Annotated in this window: 28 protein-coding genes; 16 read left to right on the plus strand and 12 right to left on the minus strand. The window is 61.8% G+C overall.

What is annotated here, in order from left to right; translation table 11 throughout:
* Window positions 1-85: 85 nt before the first annotated feature.
* Window positions 86-1228: a copper-containing nitrite reductase gene (gene nirK, locus CFB10_RS14775; protein WP_026363637.1), complete on the minus strand. Its 1143-nt coding sequence runs from the start codon at window positions 1226-1228 to the stop codon at window positions 86-88.
* 236 nt (window positions 1229-1464) lie between these two features.
* Here nirK and CFB10_RS14780 point away from each other — a divergent pair, with 236 nt between their 5' ends.
* Window positions 1465-2697: an NnrS family protein gene (locus CFB10_RS14780; RefSeq protein ID WP_020010307.1), complete on the plus strand. Its 1233-nt coding sequence runs from the start codon at window positions 1465-1467 to the stop codon at window positions 2695-2697.
* Window positions 2698-2779: 82 nt separating this feature from the next.
* Here CFB10_RS14780 and CFB10_RS14785 read toward each other — a convergent pair whose 3' ends face one another.
* From CFB10_RS14785 to CFB10_RS14820, 8 genes are all read right to left on the minus strand, one after another.
* On the minus strand, window positions 2780-3313 hold the full coding sequence (locus CFB10_RS14785) for a DUF2249 domain-containing protein (RefSeq protein WP_020010308.1): 534 nt from the start codon (window positions 3311-3313) through the stop codon (window positions 2780-2782).
* 78 nt (window positions 3314-3391) lie between these two features.
* On the minus strand, window positions 3392-3697 hold the full coding sequence (locus tag CFB10_RS14790) for a DUF2249 domain-containing protein (RefSeq protein ID WP_003504642.1): 306 nt from the start codon (window positions 3695-3697) through the stop codon (window positions 3392-3394).
* 146 nt (window positions 3698-3843) lie between these two features.
* Window positions 3844-5742, minus strand: coding sequence for a nitric oxide reductase activation protein NorD (locus tag CFB10_RS14795; RefSeq protein WP_020010309.1), 1899 nt, complete (start codon window positions 5740-5742; stop codon window positions 3844-3846).
* A 72-nt stretch (window positions 5743-5814) separates the two neighbouring features.
* A complete protein-coding gene (locus CFB10_RS14800) occupies window positions 5815-6627 on the minus strand; it encodes a CbbQ/NirQ/NorQ/GpvN family protein (RefSeq protein WP_026363638.1) in 813 nt (270 codons plus the stop codon).
* Window positions 6628-6693: 66 nt separating this feature from the next.
* Window positions 6694-8040, minus strand: a complete 1347-nt coding sequence (locus CFB10_RS14805) for a nitric-oxide reductase large subunit (protein ID WP_020010311.1) — start codon at window positions 8038-8040, stop codon at window positions 6694-6696.
* Between the two features lie 24 nt (window positions 8041-8064).
* Window positions 8065-8517: a cytochrome c gene (locus CFB10_RS14810; protein WP_003504650.1), complete on the minus strand. Its 453-nt coding sequence runs from the start codon at window positions 8515-8517 to the stop codon at window positions 8065-8067.
* 178 nt (window positions 8518-8695) lie between these two features.
* Window positions 8696-8986: a hypothetical protein gene (locus CFB10_RS14815; protein ID WP_020010313.1), complete on the minus strand. Its 291-nt coding sequence runs from the start codon at window positions 8984-8986 to the stop codon at window positions 8696-8698.
* Between the two features lie 4 nt (window positions 8987-8990).
* On the minus strand, window positions 8991-9524 hold the full coding sequence (locus tag CFB10_RS14820) for a cytochrome c oxidase subunit 3 (protein ID WP_020010314.1): 534 nt from the start codon (window positions 9522-9524) through the stop codon (window positions 8991-8993).
* Between the two features lie 137 nt (window positions 9525-9661).
* Here CFB10_RS14820 and CFB10_RS14825 point away from each other — a divergent pair, with 137 nt between their 5' ends.
* Window positions 9662-9817, plus strand: coding sequence for a hypothetical protein (locus CFB10_RS14825; RefSeq protein ID WP_003504656.1), 156 nt, complete (start codon window positions 9662-9664; stop codon window positions 9815-9817).
* A gap of 12 nt (window positions 9818-9829) precedes the next feature.
* Window positions 9830-10507 carry an NnrU family protein gene (locus tag CFB10_RS14830; RefSeq protein WP_020010316.1) on the plus strand — a complete coding sequence of 226 codons (678 nt, stop codon included), beginning with the start codon at window positions 9830-9832 and terminating at the stop codon, window positions 10505-10507.
* A gap of 4 nt (window positions 10508-10511) precedes the next feature.
* On the opposite strand, the gene CFB10_RS14835 is transcribed toward CFB10_RS14830, so the two are convergent.
* From CFB10_RS14835 to CFB10_RS14845, 3 genes are read right to left on the minus strand one after another with little or no spacing between them, the layout of a single operon-like run.
* Window positions 10512-11102 (minus strand): UbiX family flavin prenyltransferase, encoded by a 591-nt coding sequence (locus CFB10_RS14835; RefSeq protein WP_020010317.1) that lies wholly within the window; start codon window positions 11100-11102, stop codon window positions 10512-10514.
* The gene (locus tag CFB10_RS14840; protein ID WP_020010318.1) at window positions 11099-12625 is read right to left on the minus strand and encodes a UbiD family decarboxylase; all 1527 of its coding nucleotides are present in this window, start codon (window positions 12623-12625) and stop codon (window positions 11099-11101) included. The genes CFB10_RS14835 and CFB10_RS14840 overlap by 4 nt, the downstream gene beginning before the upstream one ends.
* Window positions 12626-12681: 56 nt before the next feature.
* Entirely contained in the window at window positions 12682-13032 is a 351-nt protein-coding gene (locus tag CFB10_RS14845; RefSeq protein ID WP_020010319.1) for a DUF488 domain-containing protein, read from the minus strand.
* A 149-nt stretch (window positions 13033-13181) separates the two neighbouring features.
* On the opposite strand from CFB10_RS14845, the gene CFB10_RS14850 reads away from it, so the two are divergent.
* From CFB10_RS14850 to CFB10_RS14910, 13 genes are all read left to right on the plus strand, one after another.
* The gene (locus CFB10_RS14850; protein WP_020010320.1) at window positions 13182-13697 is read left to right on the plus strand and encodes an SCP2 domain-containing protein; all 516 of its coding nucleotides are present in this window, start codon (window positions 13182-13184) and stop codon (window positions 13695-13697) included.
* Entirely contained in the window at window positions 13688-14665 is a 978-nt protein-coding gene (locus CFB10_RS14855; protein ID WP_020010321.1) for a peptidase U32 family protein, read from the plus strand. The genes CFB10_RS14850 and CFB10_RS14855 overlap by 10 nt, the downstream gene beginning before the upstream one ends.
* 5 nt (window positions 14666-14670) lie before the next feature.
* Window positions 14671-15609, plus strand: coding sequence for a U32 family peptidase (locus CFB10_RS14860; RefSeq protein ID WP_026363639.1), 939 nt, complete (start codon window positions 14671-14673; stop codon window positions 15607-15609).
* The gene (locus CFB10_RS14865; protein ID WP_020010323.1) at window positions 15606-15989 is read left to right on the plus strand and encodes a hypothetical protein; all 384 of its coding nucleotides are present in this window, start codon (window positions 15606-15608) and stop codon (window positions 15987-15989) included. The genes CFB10_RS14860 and CFB10_RS14865 overlap by 4 nt, the downstream gene beginning before the upstream one ends.
* Before the next feature lie 139 nt (window positions 15990-16128).
* Window positions 16129-17115: an ABC transporter substrate-binding protein gene (locus tag CFB10_RS14870; RefSeq protein ID WP_020010324.1), complete on the plus strand. Its 987-nt coding sequence runs from the start codon at window positions 16129-16131 to the stop codon at window positions 17113-17115.
* Between the two features lie 5 nt (window positions 17116-17120).
* Complete coding sequence (locus CFB10_RS14875; protein ID WP_020010325.1) at window positions 17121-17930, plus strand: ABC transporter permease; 810 nt, start codon at window positions 17121-17123, stop codon at window positions 17928-17930.
* Window positions 17927-18679: an ATP-binding cassette domain-containing protein gene (locus CFB10_RS14880; protein WP_020010326.1), complete on the plus strand. Its 753-nt coding sequence runs from the start codon at window positions 17927-17929 to the stop codon at window positions 18677-18679. Before CFB10_RS14875 ends, CFB10_RS14880 begins: the two co-directional genes overlap by 4 nt.
* Window positions 18676-19863, plus strand: a complete 1188-nt coding sequence (locus CFB10_RS14885) for an NnrS family protein (RefSeq protein WP_020010327.1) — start codon at window positions 18676-18678, stop codon at window positions 19861-19863. The genes CFB10_RS14880 and CFB10_RS14885 overlap by 4 nt, the downstream gene beginning before the upstream one ends.
* A 204-nt stretch (window positions 19864-20067) precedes the next feature.
* Window positions 20068-20253, plus strand: coding sequence for a periplasmic nitrate reductase, NapE protein (gene napE, locus CFB10_RS14890; RefSeq protein WP_003504689.1), 186 nt, complete (start codon window positions 20068-20070; stop codon window positions 20251-20253).
* A gap of 7 nt (window positions 20254-20260) precedes the next feature.
* Window positions 20261-20761, plus strand: coding sequence for a ferredoxin-type protein NapF (locus tag CFB10_RS14895; RefSeq protein ID WP_026363640.1), 501 nt, complete (start codon window positions 20261-20263; stop codon window positions 20759-20761).
* Window positions 20754-21041, plus strand: coding sequence for a chaperone NapD (locus CFB10_RS14900; RefSeq protein ID WP_020010330.1), 288 nt, complete (start codon window positions 20754-20756; stop codon window positions 21039-21041). Before CFB10_RS14895 ends, CFB10_RS14900 begins: the two co-directional genes overlap by 8 nt.
* Window positions 21016-23520 carry a periplasmic nitrate reductase subunit alpha gene (gene napA, locus CFB10_RS14905; RefSeq protein WP_020010331.1) on the plus strand — a complete coding sequence of 835 codons (2505 nt, stop codon included), beginning with the start codon at window positions 21016-21018 and terminating at the stop codon, window positions 23518-23520. The genes CFB10_RS14900 and napA overlap by 26 nt, the downstream gene beginning before the upstream one ends.
* On the plus strand, window positions 23490-23981 hold the full coding sequence (locus CFB10_RS14910) for a nitrate reductase cytochrome c-type subunit (RefSeq protein ID WP_080814697.1): 492 nt from the start codon (window positions 23490-23492) through the stop codon (window positions 23979-23981). The genes napA and CFB10_RS14910 overlap by 31 nt, the downstream gene beginning before the upstream one ends.
* The last annotated feature ends 2 nt before the right edge of the window (window positions 23982-23983 follow it).

Here is a 23983-nt window from a genome sequence, read left to right on the forward strand (position 1 = left end):
CGCCAAAGTTCGGGCCTGCCTTCAGGCCGCAGAGAGCAGAAAGAAAGCGCGCCGCACTCTGTTGGCGGCGGCGCGCTTCCGGGCGTTATATGCTCGACGGAGCGAGCACGGCCTGCATCAGGCTGTTGTTCCACTCACCAGTCACCTTGAAATGGGCGGCTGCACCCAGTTCGAAGGCTTCAATGAGGTTGTGGTTGACATAGGCGTAGATGCCGGGCTGCTCGAAGGTATAAAAGGCCGCGCCCGCCGTGCCGCCGGGAATGAACCAGGTTTCCTGGTCGAGATCCGGTGGGTTGCGGAATTTGCCCGTCGCCCAGACATAATCGCCGTGGCCGCCGATGAGGTGCGGGCGGGTGTCGCGGTTTGCCTGCGAATGGACGATCAGCACCTTCTCGCCAACGGCGGCCTGAAGGGCGTGTTCCCCCGTCAGGGCGCCGACTGCACCGTTGAAGACGATGTGGCTCGGCGTCAGCTTGCGCATCACCTCCAGCGTATCGGCCATGGCGTCACCGGCGCTTTCATATTTCTTGAAATTGCCGTCCTCGTCGCGGGGAATGTAGAAGTCCTGCTCGCCGACATAATAGACCTTGTCATAAACAAGCTCCTTGCCGTGGCCATCCGTCAGGCCCTCACGCGGTAGCACCATGATCGCGCCGTTCATGCCCGAGGTGACGTGCCACGGCACCATGCCGGGAGGTGCGCAGTGATAGACGAAGACGCCGGCCTTGGTGGCCTTGAAGCGCAGGATCGCCTTTTCACCGGGGTTGACGATGGTGAGCCCGCCGCCGCCGAGCGCGCCGGTGGCCGAGTGGAAATCGATATTGTGCTGCAGCTCGTTGGTGTCGGGGTTGATGAGGGTCAGTTCGACATAGTCGTCCTGATGCACCACCATCAGAGGCCCGGGAACCGAACCGTTGAAGGTCATGGCATGGACCTCGGTGCCCTTGTCGTCGAGGACCATTTTCTGTTCCTTGATCGTCAAGGTGAACTCGACGATCTTCGGTCCGCCTTCGGCTTTCTGCGTGTGGGCGTGCACGAAGGGCGGCTTGACGAGATCAACCTTTACGCGAGGTAGCGCTGCAATCTCCGCGCTCGTCAATGGCTTGGCTGCGGCCTTCGTTTCCTCTGCCGCGCTCGCTGCCGATGGCATGATGACGGGAGCTATAGCCCCTGCAAATGCTGCGCCTGCGAGAATATTACGCCGTGTGATGTGGAAGGTTTCCGTCATCATATTTCTCCTGTCCCTCTTGGGGCAGAGCATGTTTCGCTCTGTCACAGCATTTGTAGCGGAGGGGCGGAAATACAATTTGAGATGGAGCAAACTGCGCGTCGGGCCACCTGCGACATTTTGGCAGGCGGTTACGGCTTCATGCGGAGGCGTCGCACCTCCTCTTTGCCTGTTCGCAAAGAAGCCGGACGGGCTTGCGTCTAGACATATGTCAAGACCAAACGAGGAGCATTACAATGAGTGGCAGCGAAACCGTTCTCACCGAAGGGCGCAGCCGGCCAAAGGGCGGCATTCCAAGGGGGCTGGCACGCACCGGCCCGGTTATCTTTTCTTATGGCTTCCGGCCATTTTTCCTCGGCGGCGCCCTCTGGGCCATCGTGGCGATGGTGTTGTGGATCGCAGCTCTTTCCGGCCTTGTCGGCATCGGCGGAGATTACGGTGCGCCGAACTGGCATGCCCATGAGATGCTGTTCGGTTTCGCTTCGGCGGTGCTGGCCGGCTTTCTTCTCACGGCTGTGCCGAACTGGACGGGGCGGCTGCCGGTATCGGGCAAACCGCTGGTCTGGCTGTTTGCGCTCTGGTGCGCGGGCCGGCTTTTGCTGCTTGTGCCGGATCAGGTGGGCGTGGTCACCGCTGCAGCCGTGGACGGGCTGTTCCTGCCGGCGCTTCTCACGATCTGCGCGCGCGAAGTCATTGCCGGGCGCAAATGGAAAGACCTCAAAGTGCTGGGCGGGCTGCTGGCGCTCTCCGCCGCCAATATCATTTTCCATGTGGCGGCGATTGGCGGCGATCACAGCCAGATAGCGACCCGCCTTGCGGTCTCGGCCTATACCGTCCTCGTCATCATCGTCGGCGGCCGCATCGTGCCGAGTTTCACCCGCAACTGGCTGAACCGTTTCGGCCGCACGGATTTCCCCGTGCCCTATAACGGCTTCGACACTGCTGCCATCCTCACCGGCATCGCGGCGCTGGCCGTCTGGACGATAGAGCCCGAGAGCATGGTGGCCGTGCCCACGGCACTTCTGGCAGCTTTCATGCACGCCGTGCGTCTCATTCGCTGGCGCGGCTGGACGACCTGGCCTGAGCAGGTGCTGGTGGTGCTGCATGTGGCCTATGCCTTCATCCCTGCCGGTTTCATCGCCATTGCGCTGGCGGCTCTCGATGCCATGGATACGCGCTCCGTCCTGCATGTCTTCACCGTCGGCGTCATCGGCTGCATGATGCTTGCGGTCATGACGAGAGCAAGCCTTGGCCACACCGGACGCAAGCTTGCGGCCAGCAGGGTCACCATCGCAGCTTATGTATCTCTGATCGCCTGCGCGCTCTTGAGACCTGCGGCCGAGTTCTTCCCCAGCGCGATGATGCATCTTTACGCCTGCTCGGCGCTTCTCTGGATCGTCGGTTTCGGTCTCTTCTGCGTCGAATACGGGCCGATCCTGATGCGTGAGCGCAAACCGCTGAAAGCGTAGTCGGGTTCGTTGCTAAACCGCCAAAACGAAACGCCCCGGAAGCAATTTCCGGGGCGTTTCGTTATCGAGGATACCCGATGGTTTAATGTGCACCGGCCCCGGCGCGGATGAAGATGCGAAACGCCGTGCGCGCCTCGTCGAAATTGCCGGCCCATTGATGGCCGCGGGCCAGAAGCTCCGGGTAGAGGAAGGTCGGTTCCTGCGGCATCAGCACGAAGATCACGGCGCCCGGGGGAAGACGGTCAAGTGCGGCAAGCGTACGGCTCGTCTGACCCCCGGTCGCCTCGTCGCTGAGATCGAGATAGGTGATGGGGTCGGGCCATATCTGCGGCTCCTCGGCATTGCCCGCAAGCGCCGGCGAAACGGAAATCTGCTCGGCTTCACTGGATTGCGGCGTAAACAGCACTTCCCAGTCGCCGCCGCCGATTTCCCGGACCTGATGGTCGAAACCGCGCTCGGCCATCACCTTGAACAGCGGAACGGGCCGGAAGGTGGCCAGTAATCGCAGCGCCTCACCCGGCGCAAGCCCGGCCACGGCTTCCATGATTGCCGGAAAGGGCTCGCCGCCGCTCTGCAAAAGCGGCCGGACATCGAGTTCCCTGATCATTTCCGTCATTGCTTCACCTCGTTAGTCGGCTGGCGGCGACATGAGCCGTCCGCCAGAGGGCTTTTCACCATGCCGCAGGCGCTGGGGTCAATGCTCGGATCCGCAGCAGCATTCGCAACCGGACATATCGTCCTCGGAGCCTTCGGCCTGTTCTTCCAGCCGGCCGATATCGAGACGCCAGACTTCCGGACCCTGTTCGAGATATTCCCAGCCGAATTCACCGGGGAAATTGGTGGCCAGCTGGTAAAGCAGCGGACGGGGATCGTGATCGCTGGTGATTTGCAGCGATTGCCCTTGAGCCAATGCGCCGAGCGCGCCGAAAATGCGCGGATGGCGTTCGCGGTGCGGAATGATGCGCACATCGATATTGGTTGCAGTTTGGGCTTCGGACATAGGTTGGCTCCACGGCCGCGGATGAAACTATGTCCGGCGGCGCGGCCGGCCGGCGGACTGGAAAAACCTATCCGCCGTGCCGTTGGGAGACATTGTCGCCGCGCAAATAATCCTGAGATTCGTCAGGTCTGTTTGCGCGACACGCTTCAGCCCGCAAGGCTGCGATAGATTGCCGGCAGCGCCGATGGCAGCTTCGCTATCCTGCTGACGATGGCATAGCCGTTCTGGCCGAACATGGCCGGAATATAGGATTGCGCCTTGCTGTCGACAGTCACCCCGAAGACACTGAGGCCCGAGCGCCTTGCCTCGGAAACGGCGCGGCGGCTGTCCTCGATGGCGAAGCGACCTTCATAATGATCGACATCATTCGGCTTGCCATCCGTCAGCAACAGAAGCAGCTTGCGGCGCTCCGGTCTTTCATGCAGCTTGGCGCTGGCATGGCGGATGGCGGGACCGATGCGGGTGTAGAAGCCGGGCTTCAGCGCCGCAATGCGACGCTCGACAGCGTGGCCCATCGGTTCATCGAAATCCTTCACCGTCTCCACTCGCACCCAGGAGCGGCGGCGTGAGGTGAAGGTCAGGATCGAGTGGTTGTCGCCGCAGGCGGAAAGCCCGTGGGCAAGCACCAGCAGCGCTTCCTTCTCCACATCAAGCACTCGGCGATTGTCGAACCAGGCGTCGGTCGACAGCGATACGTCGACGAGGATCGTCACAGCGAGATCATGCGCCTGCGGGCGGCTTGCAATATGAATGCGGTCGCTGCCCTGTCCGCCGGCGGCGATGTCGCTTCTGGCGCGCACCACCGCGTCAAGATCGAGATCGTTGCCGTCAAGCTGGGCTCGCAGCATTTCGTGACGTGGCCTCAGCACCTCGAACTGCCGCCTGACCCGGCGGATAAGGCTCTTGGTGTCCGGGTCGGGTTCCGGTGCCGTCTCGGCACCCTTCGCAGGGGAGGCGATGACCCGGCAATGGTCGGCGAGGTATGTGCCACTGCGATAATCCCATTCCGGATAGGTCAGTTCCGCCGTCAGCGGCGTATGATCCAGCGCTTCGGGCGGCAGGTCGAGATCGAAGCGGAAGCGGGCGGAAGGCCGTCCCTTTCTTTCTCCCAGCGTCATGTCGTCCAGCTCGTCGGCCGCACTGCCGTCGGCATCGTCGCTGTCGTCACCGGGACGGTCGACATTGACCATCTCGGCCATGGAAAGGATTTTTTCGAAACGGTTGAGGATGAAGGGGCTTCGTTCGGTCTGACGGTTCTCCGCTTTTTCACGCACGGCGATATGGCGGGCCGCTTCCGCCCCCTGCGGCGCGGCGCTCGCCGCCGGCTGGTCTTCGCCCTGCCGCGCCTCGGAGGTTTCGCGCAGCAGCGTGTCCGGCCAGAGCGGAACCGGTAGCATGGGCAGGTAGCGCGGCGGCGCCTTGGCCGGGAAGCCGGCGGGCGGTCTGTGGCCCTCGATCCCCGCCGCTTCCGCCAGCATGGAGAGCACCCGTTGTTCCACCTGCTGCTCCGCCTGCGGCAGCGGCCGCTTCTGGCGCACCGCGAACAGGGCGGCGCAAAGCCGGCGATAACGGGTCTTCATTCCGGGGAAGGCATGGATGACGGCTTCCGCCAGTTCTGCGGCGCGGTCGAGCCGGACAAGATCGTTGCGCAGCGGGTCGGCGGCCACGACCGGTTGAAGCGGCATCAGCGCCATGGCGGCAGCGAGCCAGAGATAAAGATCGCGGTTGAGGCGGCGGTCGGGAAACAGATCGAGCACCGGCGGCAGCATCAGCGTGGCATGATCACGGCCGGGCTGGGCCAACTTTTCTTCGCCAAGGCCCATGCGTTGGCGAAGCCTCAGCCGGTGCGTGGAGGTGCGGGCGCGGGCCGGGGCGATCTGCACCGCATGTTCACCGCCAAAACCGCGGAAACAGATGGCCAGCACGGCCTGCATATCCTCCAGCTTCACGGCATGATCCGGAAAGCGCAGCCATGTGCCGGTTTCGCCGATCAGCCTGTGCCAGGCGCGGCCGACGGTTTCTTCCAGTTCCAGAAAGTCCAGCATGGTTTATCCTCATGGCATCGAGCCGGAATGCGCGGGCCTCGCCGCGCATTCCGAGATGGGTATAAATGCGCCCTATCGGATGATCGCATCCGCGACTTCATGCAGCGCGGCCTTCACGTCAGGCTCGTCGGTCAGCGGCTCGATCATCGCCGCGCGCACGGCCTGTCGGGCGGGAAGGCCGGTATCGATGAGGCTGGCGCAATAGACGAGCAGGCGGGTGGAGACGCCCTCTTCCAGATCGTGGCCTTTCAAGCCGCGCAGCCGGTGGGCGAGATCGACGAGCGGCTCGACATCGCGCGCATCGAGCCCGCTTTCATGCGAAACGACGGCGATTTCCTGTTCCTTGGGCAGAAAGTCGAATTCAATGGCGACGAAACGCTGGCGGGTGCTGGGTTTCAGGCTTTTCAGCAGGTTCTGGTAGCCGGGATTGTAGGACACGACGAGCATGAAGCCGGAGGGCGCTTGCAGAACCTCGCCGGTACGCTCCAGCGGCAGGATGCGGCGGTCGTCGGTAAGCGGATGCAGCACGACGGCCACATCCTTGCGCGCCTCGACGATCTCGTCGAGGTAACATATGCCGCCCTGGCGCACCGAGCGTGTCAGCGGGCCGTCAATCCACACGGTTTCACCGCCTTTCAGCAGGTAACGGCCGGTCAGGTCGGCGGCGGCAAGGTCGTCGTGGCATGAAACTGTCGAAAGCGGCAGGCCGAGTTTCGCCGCCATATGGCTGACGAAACGGGTCTTGCCGCAGCCTGTCGGGCCTTTCAGCAGAAGCGGCAATTGCCGCACCCAGGCGCTTTCGAACAGCACGCATTCATTGCCGAGCGGCGTGTAGAAGGGGGCATCTGGTAAGGGCGGCGGCGTCGGGCGGAAGAGGGTGTTCATGGTCATCTCCATGTTTGATGGTAAGGAACCGGCTCTCCGGGGGAAAAGGAGAGCCGGTCCGTTTTCTCATTCGGCGGGCTGCACGAGGCGGGCAACGTCACCCTGTTTTTCTTTGCCCGGGACCAGGATTGCCCAGATGAACATGGCCGCCGAAATGAGAACCGCGAAACCCGAGGCGAGGCGGATCCAGTAGAAGATCGCCAGATGGTCCTGCACATCCATGAAGCTTTCGCCCATGACGCGCTGTAGCTGGATCTGCACCACGCCGGCAAAGGTCAGCGCGAAGGTCATCACCGACATGGCCGTGCACATCACCCAGAAGCTCGTCATTGAAAGCCACTGATTATAAGGCGCGCGCTTTCGCATTTCCGGCACGGCATAGGCCATCATGGCGAGGTTCAGCATCACATAGGCGCCGAAGAAGGCGAGGTGTCCGTGGGCTGCGGTGAGCTGCGTGCCGTGGCTATAGTAATTCACCGACGACAGCGTATGCAGGAAGCCCCAGACGCCGGCACCGAAGAAGGCCATGACCGAGCAGCCGATCGACCAGAGCAGTGCCGCGCGGTTTTCATGTCTGCGGCCGGCCTTCCAGGTCATGACGAAGGTGAAGATGACCATGGTGAAGAAGGGGGCCACTTCGAGCGTCGAGAAGAGCGAGCCGATCCACTGCCAGTAACCCGGCGCGCCGATCCAGTAATAGTGGTGTCCGGTGCCGAGAATGCCCGAGAAGAGGGCAAGGCCGACGATGACATAGAGCCATTTTTCCACCACTTCGCGGTCGATGCCGTTGAGCTTGATCATCAGGAAGGCGAGGATCGAGGCCATGATCAGTTCCCACACGCCTTCCACCCAAAGATGGATGACGTACCACCAGTACATCTTGTCGAGCGCCAGGTTCATGGGATTGTAGAAGGCGAAGAGGAAGAAGATAGCCAGACCCCAGAGACCGAAGAGCAGGATGTTGATAACAGTGGTCTTGCGGCCCTTCAGCGCCGTCATGGTGATGTTGAACAGGAACATCAGGACGACGAGGACGATGCCGACCTTGATGGCGAAGGGCTGCTCGAGGAATTCGCGGCCTTCATGGATGCGGAACATATATCCGACCACCGCAACGGCTGCGGCCACCAGAAAGATCCAGAACTGCGCGACGGCGAGTTTCGGGCTGTAAAGCTCCGTTTCCGTCTCTTCCGGCAGCAGGTAGAAGGTCGAGCCCATGAAGCCCATCAGCAGCCACACCACAAGGGCGTTGGTGTGGATCATGCGCACGATATTGAAGGGCAGAAGCTCTGAAAGCGTGTTGGGCAGCACGTAGATCGTCGCGGCGACGACGCCGAACAGGATCTGCGCCACGAACAGCCCGATTGCGCCGTAAAAATACAGCATGGCGACTTTTTGTGTCTGGTATTTCATCTCGTCATCTCCTTGCCGTCCACCTCAACCCGCCTCGTTCGGCGGCCAGTTCTGCGTCTTGATCCGGCTCGTCCATTCGAGGAAGTCGACGAGATCATCGAGTTCCTGTTCGGTGAGATTGAACTGCGGCATCTGGCGTCGGCCCTCGATGCCGGTTGGCTGGGCGGCCATCCAGCCCTTGATGGAATCGCGCGCCGCTTGCTTGTCTTCCACGCCGCCATAGCGCTTCCAGACATTGCCGAGTTCAGGCGCGAAATAGGCGCCTTCACCGAGCAGCGTGTGACAGTTGATGCAGGAATTTTTCTCCCACACGTGCTTGCCGCGCGCGACGCTTTCCGTCAGCGTGCTTTCATCCGTCGAGGTGGTGCGCATGTAATAATGGCTATGGGCGGTCAGCCCGACGAATATGACAAAGAAGAAGATGGAGCCGCCATAAAAGACGTTTCGCGCTCCTGTTTTGGTCAGGCGTTCTGCCATGCCAATGGTCCTTTCCATCCGGAAGACCGCTTATGCGGACTGGCTTGATCGAACCCTCATGCCGGGATTTGCCAGCTGGCTGGCGGAATGCGGTGGGGCCTGAACCCTTTCTAGCCGTTGGCCGCGGGTGTTCTTTGCCTTTTGGCAAACAACGGGAGAGGTGGTGCCACCGGCCTTTTCAGAGTGACAAAATGCCCTGGACGAATGCCCGCAAAAGGGCTGCGGCGGCGAAGATGGCGGGCCATGCCAGAAGGGCGGCGCGCAGCAGGCCGCGCTCTTTCCGAAAGCCCAGAAAGTCGTCGATGACGCGTCTGGATTTCATGAGCGCGAAAAGCAGCATCAGGCAGGCGGCTGCGACCGGCGGCAGAAACGCCGCCTTCCACGATATGACGACGGCCGTGCCGGCAAGAACGAGAATGGCGAGTGCTGCGAAGCTTCTTGCAAGCTGGCGGGAGGTGCGATGGATCATGATGTCAAACCAGATAAACGACGGGAAAGATGACGATCCAGACCAGATCGATGACATGCCACAGCGTCGTCACCAGCGTGATGTTCTCGTTTTTCGGCCAGCAGGCCACGATGAACAGCAGGATCGCCACGAAGACGACATGCAGCAGGTGGAAGCCGGTGAGCAGGAAATAAAGCTCAAAGAATGCGCCATAGGCGGGATCGGAGGCGAAGGCGATTTCGGTGGAATATTCATAGAGCTTCACACCAACGAAAGCGAAGCCCAGAAGGCCGGCAAGGACAAGCGCCCGCCTTTTGCCCGGCAGCGCGGTGTAGCGGCTGGCCGCAACGGCCGCCTGCCAGCCGCTTGCCAGCAATATCAGCGTATTGAGACCGGCAAGCTGCGGCTGCAGATGCTGGCGTGCGGCGGCAAATCCCTCGGGATTGAGTGCGAAGGCGATGATGAACGCCCCGATCAGCGCGCCGAAGGCAGCAAGTTCGCTCCAGACCAGAATCCACAGGAGCAGATTTCCGCTTTCCTCTTCCGTATTGATCGCCATGGCCTTGTCCGTAATTGTAAAACAGCAAGCCACGCTTAGGCGTCCTCAAACCCCGCTTCTTTGCGGTCGGTCAAAGAAGGGAGCGCGCAAAGTCCTATTGTCCTGACAAAGCGCAACTCTGGAAAATGGAGCTTCCCATGAACGACGCGCAGGTCGGGCTGATTGTCGCAACCCCTGTTATCATTGGCTTTGCGGTACTGTTGTACCGTATGGGAGTATTACAGCGCATGGGCGCGGTTTCCGCCGTGCTTGCCTCCGTGGCGATTGCGTCGGTGCTGTTCCTGAACCAATGAGAAGACAGTCGCATGCTTGAACTTGTCGCCGCTCTTTCGCTTTTCGTGGCGCTGCATTCCATTCCCGCCGTGCCGGCCGTGCGCGGCCGGCTGATTGCGGCCATCGGCAGGCCCGCTTATTTCGGCGCCTATTCCGTGGTCTCGCTTCTGACGCTGGCCTGGGTTTTTTATGCCGCGTTGTCCGTCGATTACATTCCGCTCTGGGATGTCGCGCCCTGGCAGGCGCATGTCACGTTTCTGGCAGCACCGCTTGGTCTGTTTTTCGTACTGGCAGGCCTCTTCAGCGTCAATCCTCTCTCCATTTCCGTACGGCAGGGGCAGAGACCGGGCGCAATCGTGCGCATCACGCGCCATCCGGTGCTTATCGGTTTTCTGTTCTGGTCGCTGGGGCATGTCGTGCCGAATGGCGACCTGCGCTCCGTTATTCTCTTCGGCGGCTTTGCGCTGTTTTCTCTCGGCGGAATGGCCATGACCGAAAAACGCGCCCGGAAAAGACTGGGCGATGCGTGGAGCGCGACGGCTGCCGGCAGCGCAACGGTTCCCTTCGCAGCAATCCTCTCCGGCAAAACGCGCCTCGCCGTGGACGGGCCGATGCTGCTTGCTGCGGCGCTGACGGCGTTGACGATCTGGTGGCTGCTGGCCGGTGGCCATGCTGCGCTCTTCGGCGCGGACCCTATGGCCTATCTCTGATCGCTCAGGGCGCTTTCACAACATGTGGCTGCCATATAGTAGCCTGCGGCGCGGAAGCGATACCGAGCTGATCAATGGCGCGAGCGGCCATCTGGTCGACAATATCGGCGACGCTTTGCGGTCTGTTGTAAAAGGCAGGCACCGGCGGCATGACGATGGCGCCCGCTTCCGTTACCGCGCACATGTTGCGCAGATGGATGAGATGCAGCGGCGTCTCGCGTGTCATCAGGATCAGCTTCCGGCGCTCCTTCAGATGCACATCGGCGGCGCGGGTGAGAAGATTGTCCGAAAGGCCGGTTGCAATGGCCGCAAGTGTGCGCATGGAGCAGGGCGCAACGATCATGCCGGCTGTCGGGAAAGAGCCGCTGGCAATTGCCGCGCCGATGTCATCGACGGTGTGATTGACACTGGCGAGCGACGACATCCGCCCTATGGCTTGTGCACCTTCCTCATGCAGCAGGGTGCGTCTGGCCGATTGCGAAAGGACGAGATGGATTTCGACGCTTTTCATCCCGGCGAGGCGTTCAACGATGCGCAGGGCTATGCCGGCACCCGAGGCGCCGGTGACGCCGACCACGACGCGGCACGGGGTCATGGCCGTTCTCCAAGGCCGAGATCGCGCCACATCAGATCGACTTTCGCGATCACGTCAGGCGTCATGGATAGCACGCGGCCCCATTCGCGCTCCGTCTCCGGCGGTAGCTTGCGGGTGGCATCCAGCCCCATCTTGCCGCCGAGCCCGGCTTTCGGCGAGGCGAAGTCGAGATAATCAATCGGCGTGTCATCGATGATCGTTGTATCGCGCGAGGCGTCGAAACGGGTTGAGAGCGCCCAGACGACGTCCGCCCAGTTACGCACATCAATATCGGGATCGACCAGAATGATGAGCTTCACATAACTGAACTGCGGCAGCATCGACCAGAGGCCCATCATCACCCGCTTTGCCTGGCCGGGATAACGCTTGTCGATGGAGGCGACCATGACGCGGTAGGAACAGGCCTCCGGCGGCAACCACAGATCGACGATTTCCGCAAACTGCTTTTTCACGAGTGGCAGGAAAATCTCGAGCATGGCTTCACCGAGAACCGAGGGTTCGTCCGGCGGCCGGCCGGTATAGGTGGAAAGATAGATCGGATCGCGGCGCATGGTGATTGCCGACAGCGTCATGACCGGGAAGGATTCGACCGAATTATAATAGCCGGTATGGTCGCCATAGGGGCCTTCGAGTGCCGTTTCCTTTGCCGAAACGGTGCCCTCCAGCACGATTTCGGCATTGGCCGGCACCGGCATCGGCACGGTTAAAGCTTTTGCGATGCGGCTTTTCGAGCCGCGCAGCAGGCCGGAGAAGCCAAGCTCGCTGATATGGTCGGGAAGCGGCATGACGGCGGCGAGAATGGTGGCGGGATCAGTGCCGATGGCGACGGTAACGGGCATATCCAGCCCGCGCGCCTGCCACAGCCGGTGGTGATGTGCCCCGCCACGATGAGCCAGCCAGCGCATGATCACCCTTTCGGGTCCCAACACCTGCATGCGGTAGATGCCGACATTGATATCGTCGGGATCATCAGGCGAACGGGTGATGACCAGCGGCCAGGTGATGAGCGGGGCCGGTTCGCCCGGCCAGCACCATTGCACCGGCAGGCGGGCAAGATCGATTGCATCACCCGTCAGCACCCTTTCCTGCACCGGCGCGCGGGAGACGTTGCGTGGCCGCATGGAAAGCGCCGCCCGGAGCAAAGGCAGCTTGCTCCAGGCCTCTGCCATGGTTTTCGGCGGCCGCGGTTCTCGTAATTCTGCCAGCTTCTGTCCAAGCGTGGGCAGGCCGCCCGTTTCCAGCCCGAGTCCCCATTCGATGCGTTGACGCGTGCCGAACAGATTGGCAAGCAGCGGCATCTCCCGCACCTTGCCCTCGTGGTCGACGGGTTGCTCGAACAGCAGCGCCGGCCCGCCCTCGGCGAGTACGCGGCGGTGGATTTCGGTGATCTCGTGCACCAGCGAGACCGGTTGGCGGATTCGCCGCAGCTGCCCACGCTCTTCCAGCAACCGGACGAAACCGCGCAGATCGGCGGCGCGGAAGGGTTTCGTTTCTGTCTCTTTGTCTGTGCGCTCGTCTTTCATGCCGCCTGTTTGCCGGTGGCAGTGGGGCATGTCCTTGCGCTGCCGCAAATGCGGGTTCAGCGCGAACGAAGATAGTCGGCGAGAACGAGGGCGTGGTTGTGTTCGGTATCGTGGGCGGCATAAAGCAGTGTGACCCGGCCTTTCGCCATCAGCTCCTTCATCTGGGCCACGGCATCGGGACTGGCCGCCAGTTCCTCATGATAATGCCGGGTAAATTCGGCAAAGCGCGATGGCATATGGGAGAAGTTCTTTCGCAATTCGTTGCTGGGCGCGATCGCCTTCAGCCATAGCGACAGTTTTGCATCTTCCTTGCGCATGCCGCGCGGCCAGAGCCGGTCCACCAGAACGCGCGTGCCGTCATCCTCGCTGGCGGGTTCGTAAATCCGTTTGACCCTTATATCGGACATGGGCGGCCTCCTTCGCTTGACAAGTCCGTGATCTATAGCGCTTTTCATCGTTTCACGCCGGAAAATCACCCTGTCTTTGCGTTCGCTCAAACCGCCATCCGTGCGCCGCGGTTAGGTTGCCGCCCGCAACAGAGCCGACAGGAACCTTCATGAGACCTTTTCCCGCCGCCATCGCCACCCCCTTGAAATTTCTGCCGATTGCCGTGGTGCAGCGAGCGACGGCGGCGATGCTGGCGCAGATCATGAAGCGGCACCCGGATATGTTCGTCCGGCTCGGCGAACATCGCAACAAGCGCTACGCTTTTCTGCCTGTCGATCTCCCCTTCGCCTTCATGGTCGAACCCGCAAGTCCTGCCATCACCGTCAGCCGAAAGGGCCGCCTGCCCAAGACGGACGCGGCGGTCGAGGGACCGCTTTTCATGCTGCTTGCGCTGATGGAGGGGCGGCAGGATGCCGATGCGCTGTTCTTTTCGCGTGATCTCAGCGTCACCGGCGACATGGAGGCGATGCTGGCGCTGCGCAATGCGCTTGATGACAGCGGCATCGATCTGCCGCGCGACCTCGGTGCATTTGCCGGGCCTTTCGCGCCGGTGGTAACGCGTGTCGCGAACCGTCTGCGCGGCCACGTTCTGTCCGAAACGCGGGGAGAGCAGGCATGGAACTGATCTGTCCTGCGGGAACGCCCGCCGCCTTTCGTGAGGCCGTGGATGCCGGGGCGGACGCCGTCTATTGCGGCTTTCGTGATGAAACCAATGCTCGCAATTTCCCCGGCCTCAATTTTTCCCGCGAAGAGCTGGCCGACGCCATCACTTACGCGAAGAAACGCGGTGTCCAGACCTTTGTGGCGCTCAACACCTTCATGCGCGCAGGTAATGAGGATATCTGGTATCGCGGCGCGACCGACGCCGTGAAGGCGGGGGCTGACGCGCTTATCCTCGCCGATTTCGGCCTGATGGCGCATGTGGCGGAAAACCATCCGCAGCAGCGCATCCACGTCTCGGTACAGGCCTCCGCCTCCAATGCCGATGCGGTCAATTTTCTCGTCGATGCTTTCGGCGCAAAACGGGTGGTGCTGCCGCGCACCCTGACGATTCCTGACATCGCCCGGCTGGCGCGGCAAATCCGCTGCGAAATCGAAATCTTCGTGTTCGGTGGTCTCTGCGTCATGGCGGAGGGACGGTGTTCGCTTTCGTCCTACGCCACAGGCAAATCACCCAACATGAACGGCGTCTGCTCGCCGGCAAGCCATGTGCATTACCGGCAGGATGGGCAGGAGCTGGTGTCAGAACTCGGTGATTACACTATCAACCGCTTTCCGGCGGGGGAGGCGGCGGGTTACCCCACGCTGTGCAAGGGCCGTTTCGAGATCGCTGACGACAAGTCCTATGCCTTCGAGGATCCGGTGTCGCTTGACGTGATGGACCAGATCGATTCCCTGCGCGACGCAGGGGTTAGCGCGCTGAAGATCGAGGGTCGCCAGCGCGGCAAGGCCTATGTGGCGGAAGTGGTTTCCACCCTGCACCGGGCGCTTTCCGCCGGTGCCGAAGAACGCGGCAGGCTGCTCTCACGCCTGCGGCTCTTAAGCGAAGGCCAGCGCACCACCGTTGGCGCTTACGAGAAACGCTGGAGATGAAGGCGATGGCAAAACCTGTAACGACCACTCTGGCGCTCGGCCCGGTCCTTTATCTCTGGCAGGGCGAGAAATGGCGAGATTTCTATTTCCGCATCGCCGATGAAGCGCCCGTCAGCCATGTCTATCTCGGCGAGACCGTCTGTTCCAAACGGTTTCATTTCACCGAGCCGCATCTGGCAGAGGTGATCGAGCGGCTGGAGTGCGCCGGAAAACAGGTGATCCTTTCGACGCTTTCACTGGTGACGCTGGAACGGGAAAGCCGCCAGCTGCGCGGCTTGATCGCCGATAGTCCCTATTCCGTCGAGGCGAATGACCTTTCCGCCCTTGGCATGCTGCATGGCGCGCCGCACGTCGTCGGGCCGATGGTGAATGTTTATAATGCAGCCACCGCGCGGCTGCTGTCCTCGCGCGGGGCAAGCGCCATCTGCCTGCCGCCGGAACTGCCGATGATCTCGGTGGAGCGCATCGTGGCGGAGACGCCTGATGTGGACTTCGAAATCTTCGCCTTCGGCCGCCTGCCGCTCGCCATTTCGGCGCGTTGCGCCCATGCCCGCGCCAAGGGCAATATCAAGGATAATTGCCAGTTCGTCTGTGGCGACGATCCGGATGGATTGCCGGTCCGCACGCTTGACCGGCAATCATTTCTGGCGCTGAACGGGGTGCAGACGGTGTCGCACACCTGCCAGTCGCTGCTTGGCGAACTTCAGGATCTGGCCGCTGCCGGCATCGCCCGCTTCCGCCTCTCGCCGCAGGATTGCGACATGGTGGCGGTGGCGCAGATCCATGACGATGTTCTGACCGGCAGGCGGGGTGCGGAAGATGGTCTTGCCCGTCTCAGCCAAATCTATCCGGACGTGCCTTTTTCCAATGGTTTTCACCACGGGCAGGAAGGGGCGGCCTGGATCGCCCGCGCCCGCAACACGGCGCATGGGGTGAATGCATGACGACGAACGGGCAAAGTGAACAAACGTTGTCCGCAGCAGCGCCGGGCGGGGCGGATATCGCGGCGGCGATCCATCTCGTGCGTAACGTGGTTTTGCAAAGCGCGCTCGATTGCGGCTGCCGCGACAGGGTGCACGACGCGCTGCGCGAGCTTGAGGATTTCGAGCGCCAGCGCAATGTCGTCAAGCTCCTTGCCGCCGCCCGCGAGGAGCGGCGCAAGATCGGGCTTCTGACCGATATGCTGTCAGATTTTGCCGAGGACGACACGGTCGATGAAGGCGTCGTCGAAACGGCGAGATTGATGTTTCTCGATATCGCCGCCGCCGCGCAGGAGGGATCGCGCATTCTGCGAGAGGCCCGGTCTCTTAAAACATGCAAATAGCCCCTTGCTTCCGGTGCTGTTTGATCCTGCGCAAAGAGCACCCGCTTGCAAAATGTCATTTCCGGGTTGGTGACGCTCCGGGCCGCAAGGCCGGTTGTGCGGCATCGGGGCGCTTCCGGCGCGAACAAGGATCAGGACCATGGCCCATCATCTCACCCGTCGTCAGGCTCTTTCGGCCCTTTCCGGTTTCACGGTGGCGACGCTTGCCGCACCGCATATTCTGAAAGCGGAGACACCGCTCACCTTTTACGGGCCTCCCGCTGCGCCGTCCGCCGTGCTGGCCCATGCGATAAAGGGCGGGTTCCTGAAGGACGTTGCGCGTGAGGCCGTCTTCAAGGCCTGGAAAACGCCGGATGAAATGCGCGCGGCCGTTGCCTCCGGCTCCATGGGGGCGGTGGTGATGCCGAGTTATGGCGCCGCCAATCTCCATAATCGCGGCCTCGGCCTCGGGCTGCTCAACGTGCTGACCACGGGTCTGCTCTATATCGTTTCGAAAGACGAGACGCTGACCTCGCTTAAAAGCCTATCCGGCAAGACGCTTGCCCTGCCGTTCAAGAACGATATGCCCGATTTCGTGCTGCGCCGGCTTGTTGCCGAAAACGGCTTGAAGCCCGGCGACATCAAGCTGGAATATGCCGCCTCGCCGCCGGAAGCCGTGCAATTGCTGCTGACGGGCAGGGTGGATGCGGCGCTGCTCAGCGAACCGGCCGCAACCGCTGTGCTGATCAAGGCGAAGTCGTTTTTCATGACCGTCCACCGCACCATCGATATCCAGCAGGAATGGGCGAAGGTGGCCGGCAAGGCTGAAATCCCGCAGGCCGGCCTCGCCTTGACGTCGCAGGTTCAGCAAAAGCTCGGCAAGTCCGGCATAGAGGCGCTGCAGGCGGGCATGGAGGCGGCGCTCGCCAGCGCCATCGCCGATCCGAAGACGGCGGCCGATGCCGTCGCCGAAGCCCTGGGCTTTCCGCCTGACATCATCGCTGCCTCCTTCCCGACTAGCCATCTATGTGCGCTGAAGGCGAGTGCTGCGCGTACCGATCTTGAGGCGTTTTACGATGAACTCGCCAAGGCCGACCCCGCGATCATCGGCGGTCGGCGGCCGGATGACGGGTTTTATCTGGTGTAGCAGGCATGAACCGCATTCTCGAAAGTCTTGGCTGGATGGGCCGCTATCTCTGGGCGGGCTGGGCAGGGCTTTCGGGTATTTTCTGCTTTCTCGCCGCCTGGCAGGCCGGGCATGAAATTTATGGCTCCTTCATCCTGCCTTCGCCGGGTGAGACCTTCGCGGCTATCGGAGTGCTTGCGGCGAGGCCGGATTTCCTCGCGATTCTCTCGCAGAGCGCCGTCAGGGCCCTGACCGGTTTCGCCATTGCGGCGGGAATGGGCACCGTCGCCGGCGTGCTGGCAGGCTATTCCTTCGCGGCCATGCGGCTGATGAAGCCTGTTGTCACCGTCCTGCTCGGCGTTCCGCCCATAGGCTGGATCGTGCTGGCGCTGATCTGGTTCGGTTCCTCCGGCGGCACTGCCGTCATGACCGTTGTCATCGCATCGGCTCCCGTTTCCTTTGCCGGTGCATTGGAAGGTGTCGCCAAGCGGGATCGTCAGCTGGAGGTGATGGCGCAGGCCTTCGGTGCTCCATGGTTTTACCGGTTGCGCACCGTCACCATGCCGCATTTGCTTTCCTATCTCTTTCCCGCCTGGACCACGACGGCCGGCAGTGCGTGGAAAGTCACTGTCATGGCCGAGCTTCTGTCGAATTCCGGCGGCATTGGCGGCGAACTGGCCACCGCACGCGCGCTGTTCGACGTTGCGCAGGTCAGCGCCTGGCTCACCATCACCGTCGCGCTGGCGCTGCTCACCGATTACGGCCTGCTGCATCTGCTGCGCGAAGCGCTGGAACGCTGGCGCGCCGCCGGGCTGCCATGGGGTGTCAAACGATGAGCGATCATTCCAACCTGCGTTTCGAACATGTCGGCCACGCCTTTTTAGGTCGCAGCCTGTTCGAGAATTTCGACCTGAGCATAGCGCCGGGGGAAACCGTGGCGCTGCTTGGCCCTTCCGGCAGCGGCAAGACGACGATCCTGCAGATCGCGGCTGGCATCATCGATCCCGTTCGCGGCCGCGTGCATCGTCGATATCGCCGGCAGGGTCTGGTCTTTCAGGAACCGCGGCTGCTGCCATGGATGACGCTGATCGACAATATCGCCTACGGCCTTGCGGCCACCGGCATGCCGAAACGGGAACGCCGTGAAAGGGCTGGGTGTTTTGCGCTCGAAGTTGGGCTGGAAGAAGCGGATTTCGACAAATATCCGGTCGAGCTTTCCGGCGGCATGCGCCAGCGCGCCGGTGTGGCGCGGGCGCTGGCGGTGGAGCCGGACATGCTGTTTCTGGACGAACCTTTCAGCGCCGTCGATGTCGGCCTGCGACGCCATTTGCAGGAGCTTCTGGTGGGTACCGCCCGCAGGCGCGGTTTCTCCACCCTTCTTGTCACCCATGATCTTCATGAAGCGCTGATGGTGGCCGACAGGCTGATCGTGCTTTCAGGCATGGATGGCCGCGTGGTTGCCGCTCACAAGCCTTCCGGCTCGCCGGGCGGGCGCATGGCGCGGGCGGTGTTCGATGAAGCGGAACGCCTGGCCGAGAGCCCGGCCTTTGCCGAACTGTTTTCGGCGAGGGAGCGGGTCAGATGAGGCCGCCGCCGATCCTTTCCGAAGCCCTGCGGCTGTTTTTTCCACTGGCCGCCCTGCACGGCGCGGTCTGGCCGTTGTCGTGGGTGGTTATCGGTGGTTATGGCCTGTCTTTGGCCGATGCCGTGCCTGCCTCGCAATGGCACGCCCATGAGATGATTTTTGGCACCTATGGCATGGCGCTTGCGGGTTTCCTCGGGTCGGCGGTGCCGGAATGGACGGATACGAAACCGGCGCAGGGAAGAACGCTGGTCCATCTTGCCTGCCTCTGGCTGCCGGGCCGCATCATCGGTGTCTTGGGGGCTGATGCGTGGAGCCTGCTGGCCGGCTTTTTCGATATGGCTTTTCTGCTGGCGCTCTCCGCCCTCATCGGCAGGGCAATGCTGGCGCGGCGCACGGTGAAGCACCTGACATTTCTCATCTGGCTTCTTCTTTTCGCGGCGACGGAAGCGGGTGTGCGTTATGGCTGGTGGGCCAGCGATCTCGCATTCGCATCCCGCTGTCTGGAAGTGGCACTGTGCATCTTCATCGTGCTGTTTTCGCTCTCGGCAGCCCGCATCAATGTGGTCGTCATCAATCTGGCGCTCGATCCAAGCGGGGAGACCACGCCTTACCGGCCGCATCCCGGCCGCCAGCACATGGCGGGCGCCATGGTGACGATTTATATGGCGGCGAGGCTCGCCTTTCCGCAAAGCGATGTCTGCGCCTGGCTAGCGCTTGCGGCCGGTGCGGCGTTTTTCGACCGGCTGGCCGAATGGTTTATCGGGCGTGCGGTCTTCAGGACCGAGGTGCTGCTGCTCGGGCTTGGCAATGCCTTTGCCGGCGCGGGATTTCTGGCGCTCGGGGCGACACGGCTCGGTTTTTCCGTTACGCCCGCCGCAGGGCTGCATCTCCTGTCGGTCGGGGCGCTTGGATGCGCTGTCATGGCGGTTTTCATCATCGCCGGGCTCCGGCACACGGGCCGCAATCTGGCGTCTCTGCCATGGCAGGCCCATGCGTCGGCTGCCCTGATGGCGGCGGCCGGACTGATCCGCATCCTGCCTGAGTTCGATTTCGCCGCGATCCTGTCACCCTATCACCACGGCCTCAGTGCAATGCTCTGGGCGGCGAGTTTCGGCGCCTGGCTGCAGAGTTTTCTCCCTTTCATGCGCGCGCCGGGCATGGACGATAAGGGAGCCTGCGGATGAGAGCTTCCGGCAGCTCCGACGGTCGGGCGTTCAACCCATTTACGTCGACTGTTTATTTTTTCAGCAAAAGCACAATGCGAAATCAGTGACTTAGGCGAGCGGTCTTGATGAATGTTAGTTCTAATAGATAATCAATAAAATCAAATAGTTGAATATTTCCGTCTTTTAGCCGATGATGACTCGAAACGAATAGGAAACGCGAATATGCCTAAAATAGTCGCGCCTCAACACACAGATGAAAAGCCTGGCCGGACGAGGGAACTTGTGACCTTCGCCGTTCTGGCCTTTGGAATTTGGCCCGTTCTGGCGGTCGGATTTGTCGGGGCTTATGGCTTTATCGTCTGGATGTTCCAGATCATTTACGGCCCTCCGGGGCCGCCCGGTCATTGAGGGCGCCATGATGATGGAAGCCTCCCTCAGCCGGCGCGATTTGCTGCGCGGCGGGCAAAAACATAGGCCACGCATCTGTCCCCCCGGGGTCGCGTTGAGCGACCTCACCGCTTGTAGCGGTTGCGCAAAATGTGTCGAAGCCTGTCCTCCCGGCATCATTACCATGGTGGGCGGTTTGCCTTCGGTGGATTTCTCCGTCGGGGAATGCACCTTTTGCGGCAAATGCGCCGAAGCCTGTCCGGAGCCGGTGTTTTCCGCCCCTGCTGCCCAACGCTTCTATCATGTCATGGCGATCGGTAAAGGCTGTCTCGCCTTCGGCAATATTGATTGCCAGGCCTGCCGCGATGCCTGCCCGACCGAGGCCATCCGGTTTCGCCCGCGCCGCGGCGGTCCCTTCGTGCCTGAACTTATCGAACAAGCCTGCACCGGCTGCGGGGCCTGCGTTTCCGTCTGCCCGGCCGGTGTGATCGAGATCAAGGAAACAGCCACGGAGATGCAATATGCCTGAAAATACAGGGCGGTATCATGTTTCAAGCGCCGTGGTGGCGGTGATGCCGCAGATGCGCGACGCCGTGCTCGCAACGCTTTTAACGCTCGACAATGTCGAGGTTCATGGCGAGGGCAACGGCAAGATCGTCATCGTCATCGATGGCACGAGCACCAGCATGCTGGGCGATACGCTCACTTATATTTCGACACTCGACGGTGTGATTGCCGCCAACATGGTTTTCGAACACGTCGATACAGAGGAGACAGGCGGCGATGAGCAGCGAACTGACGCGGCGTGATCTATTGAAGGCGCATGCCGCCGGCATTGCGGCGGCAACGGCGGGCATTGCGCTTCCGGCGGCCGCGCAGCCGGTGCCGGGCGGCGTTTCCGCCTTGCAGATCAAATGGTCGAAGGCGCCCTGTCGTTTCTGCGGCACGGGTTGTGGCGTCATGGTCGGCGTCAAGGAAGGCAAGGTCGTCGCCACCCATGGCGACATGCAGGCGGAGGTCAATCGTGGCCTCAACTGCATCAAGGGCTATTTCCTGTCCAAGATCATGTATGGCAAGGACCGCCTGCAGACCCCGTTGCTGCGCAAGAAGAACGGCGTCTACGTCAAGGATGGCGAGTTCGAGCCGGTAAGCTGGGACGAGGCCTTCGACGTGATGGCCGCGCAGTGCAAGCGGGTGCTGAAGGAAAAGGGACCGACGGCTGTGGGCATGTTCGGTTCCGGCCAATGGACGATCTTCGAGGGTTATGCCGCGACCAAGCTGATGCGCGCCGGCTTCCGCTCCAACAATCTCGATCCCAATGCCCGCCATTGCATGGCGTCTGCTGCCTATGCCTTCATGCGCACCTTCGGCATGGATGAGCCGATGGGCTGTTACGATGATTTCGAACATGCCGATGCCTTCGTGCTCTGGGGCTCGAACATGGCGGAGATGCATCCCATCCTGTGGACCCGCATCGCCGATCGGCGGCTGGGTTTCAACCATGTGAAGGTGGCGGTGCTTTCGACCTTCACCCATCGCAGCATGGATCTGGCCGATATCCCGATGGTCTTCAAGCCGGGTACGGATCTCGTCATCCTCAATTACATCGCCAACCACATCATCAAGACCGGGCGCGTCAACGAGGATTTCGTGAAGAACCACACGAAATTCGTGCGCGGCGTCACCGATATCGGTTACGGCCTGCGCCCCGATAATCCGGTTGAGGTGAATGCCGCCAATTCCGCTGATCCGACCAAGACAGAAGCGATCGATTTCGAGACCTTCAAGGCTTTCGTGTCCGAATACACGCTGGAAAAAACCGCGGCCATGACCGGCGTGGAAGCCGGTTTTCTGGAAGAACTGGCCGAGCTTTATGCCGACCCGAAACGCAAGGTCATGTCGCTCTGGACCATGGGGTTCAACCAGCATGTCCGCGGTGTCTGGGCCAACCAGATGGTCTATAACATTCATTTGCTGACGGGAAAGATTTCCGAGCCGGGCAACAGCCCGTTTTCGCTCACCGGCCAGCCCTCGGCCTGCGGCACGGCGCGTGAGGTCGGAACCTTCGCCCATCGCCTGCCGGCCGACATGACGGTGACCAACCCCGAACACCGCAAACATGCCGAGGAAATCTGGCGCATCCCGCACGGCATTATCCCGGAAAAGCCGGGTTATCACGCCGTGCAGCAGGACCGCATGCTGCATGACGGCAAGCTGAATTTCTACTGGGTGCAGGTCAATAACAACGTTCAGGCCGGTCCGAATACCAAGAACGAGACGTATCAGGGCTATCGCAATCCCGAAAACTTCATCGTGGTCTCGGATGCCTATCCGACCATCACCGCCATGAGCGCCGACCTCATTCTGCCCGCCGCCATGTGGGTGGAGAAGGAAGGCGCCTATGGCAATGCCGAGCGGCGCACCCATGTCTGGCACCAGCTGGTCGAGGCCTCGGGTGAGGCGCGTTCCGATCTCTGGCAGCTGGTGGAATTTTCCAAGCGCTTCACCACCGATGAAGTGTGGCCGGCGGAGATACTCGACGCCAATCCCGCCTATCGCGGCAAGACGCTTTATGAGGTTCTCTTCAAGGACAGCGATGTCGGCAAATTCCCGCTGAGCGAGATCAACGCGGATTACCAGAACCAGGAATCCAGGGATTTCGGTTTCTATCTGCAGAAGGGCCTCTTCGAGGAATATGCCGCCTTCGGGCGCGGCCACGGCCATGATCTGGCGCCCTACGATGCCTATCACGAGGTGCGCGGCATGCGCTGGCCTGTGGTGGACGGCAAGGAAACGCTGTGGCGTTACCGCGAGGGCTACGACCCCTATGTCAAACCCGGCGAGGGCGTGAAATTCTACGGCAACAAGGACGGCAAGGCGGTCATCATCGCCGTGCCCTATGAGCCGCCGGCCGAATCCCCCGACGACGAATTCGATACCTGGCTGGTGACGGGCCGCGTGCTGGAGCACTGGCATTCCGGTTCCATGACCATGCGCGTGCCGGAACTCTACAAGGCTTTCCCCGGCGCCCGCTGTTTCATGAATGCCGATGATGCGCGCAAGCGCGGGCTCAATCAGGGCGCGGAAATCCGCATCGTCTCGCGCCGCGGGGAAATCCGCTCCCGCGTGGAAACGCGCGGCCGCAACCGCATGCCGCCTGGTGTCATCTTCGTTCCCTGGTTCGATGCGAGCCAGCTCATCAACAAGGTGACGCTCGACGCAACCGATCCCATCTCCAAGCAGACGGATTTCAAGAAATGCGCAGTCAAGATAGAGCCAGTCGCATGATCAGGAAACACGGATGGATGGTCGCCACGCTTCTGGTGGTCGCGGTGGCGACGGGCGCCGTTGCGCAGATGGTGCCGGAATTGTCCGGCCCGCGCGGCGACGCCATGCGCACCGAGCCCGCCAAACCCCTGCCGAAATGGGTGATCGACGACTTCAGGCGCATGCGCGCCTATCCGGAACAGCCGCCGGTCATTCCGCATTCGATCGACGGCTACCAGCTTTCGGTCAATGCCAACCGCTGTCTCTCCTGTCACAAGCGCGAATTCACGCAGGATTCCGGCGCGCCGATGATCAGCGTGACGCATTACATGACGCGCGAAGGCCAGATGCTGGCGGATGTTTCGCCGCGCCGTTATTTCTGCACAGCCTGCCATGTGCCGCAGGCCGATACGCGGCCGCTCGTGCCCAACACGTTTCAGGACATGAGTGAAATGGGCGTCAAACCGGCGGGTAGCGAATGATG

It is taken from the genome of Agrobacterium sp. 719_389, from assembly GCF_900188475.1.
Classification (GTDB): domain Bacteria; phylum Pseudomonadota; class Alphaproteobacteria; order Rhizobiales; family Rhizobiaceae; genus Agrobacterium; species Agrobacterium radiobacter.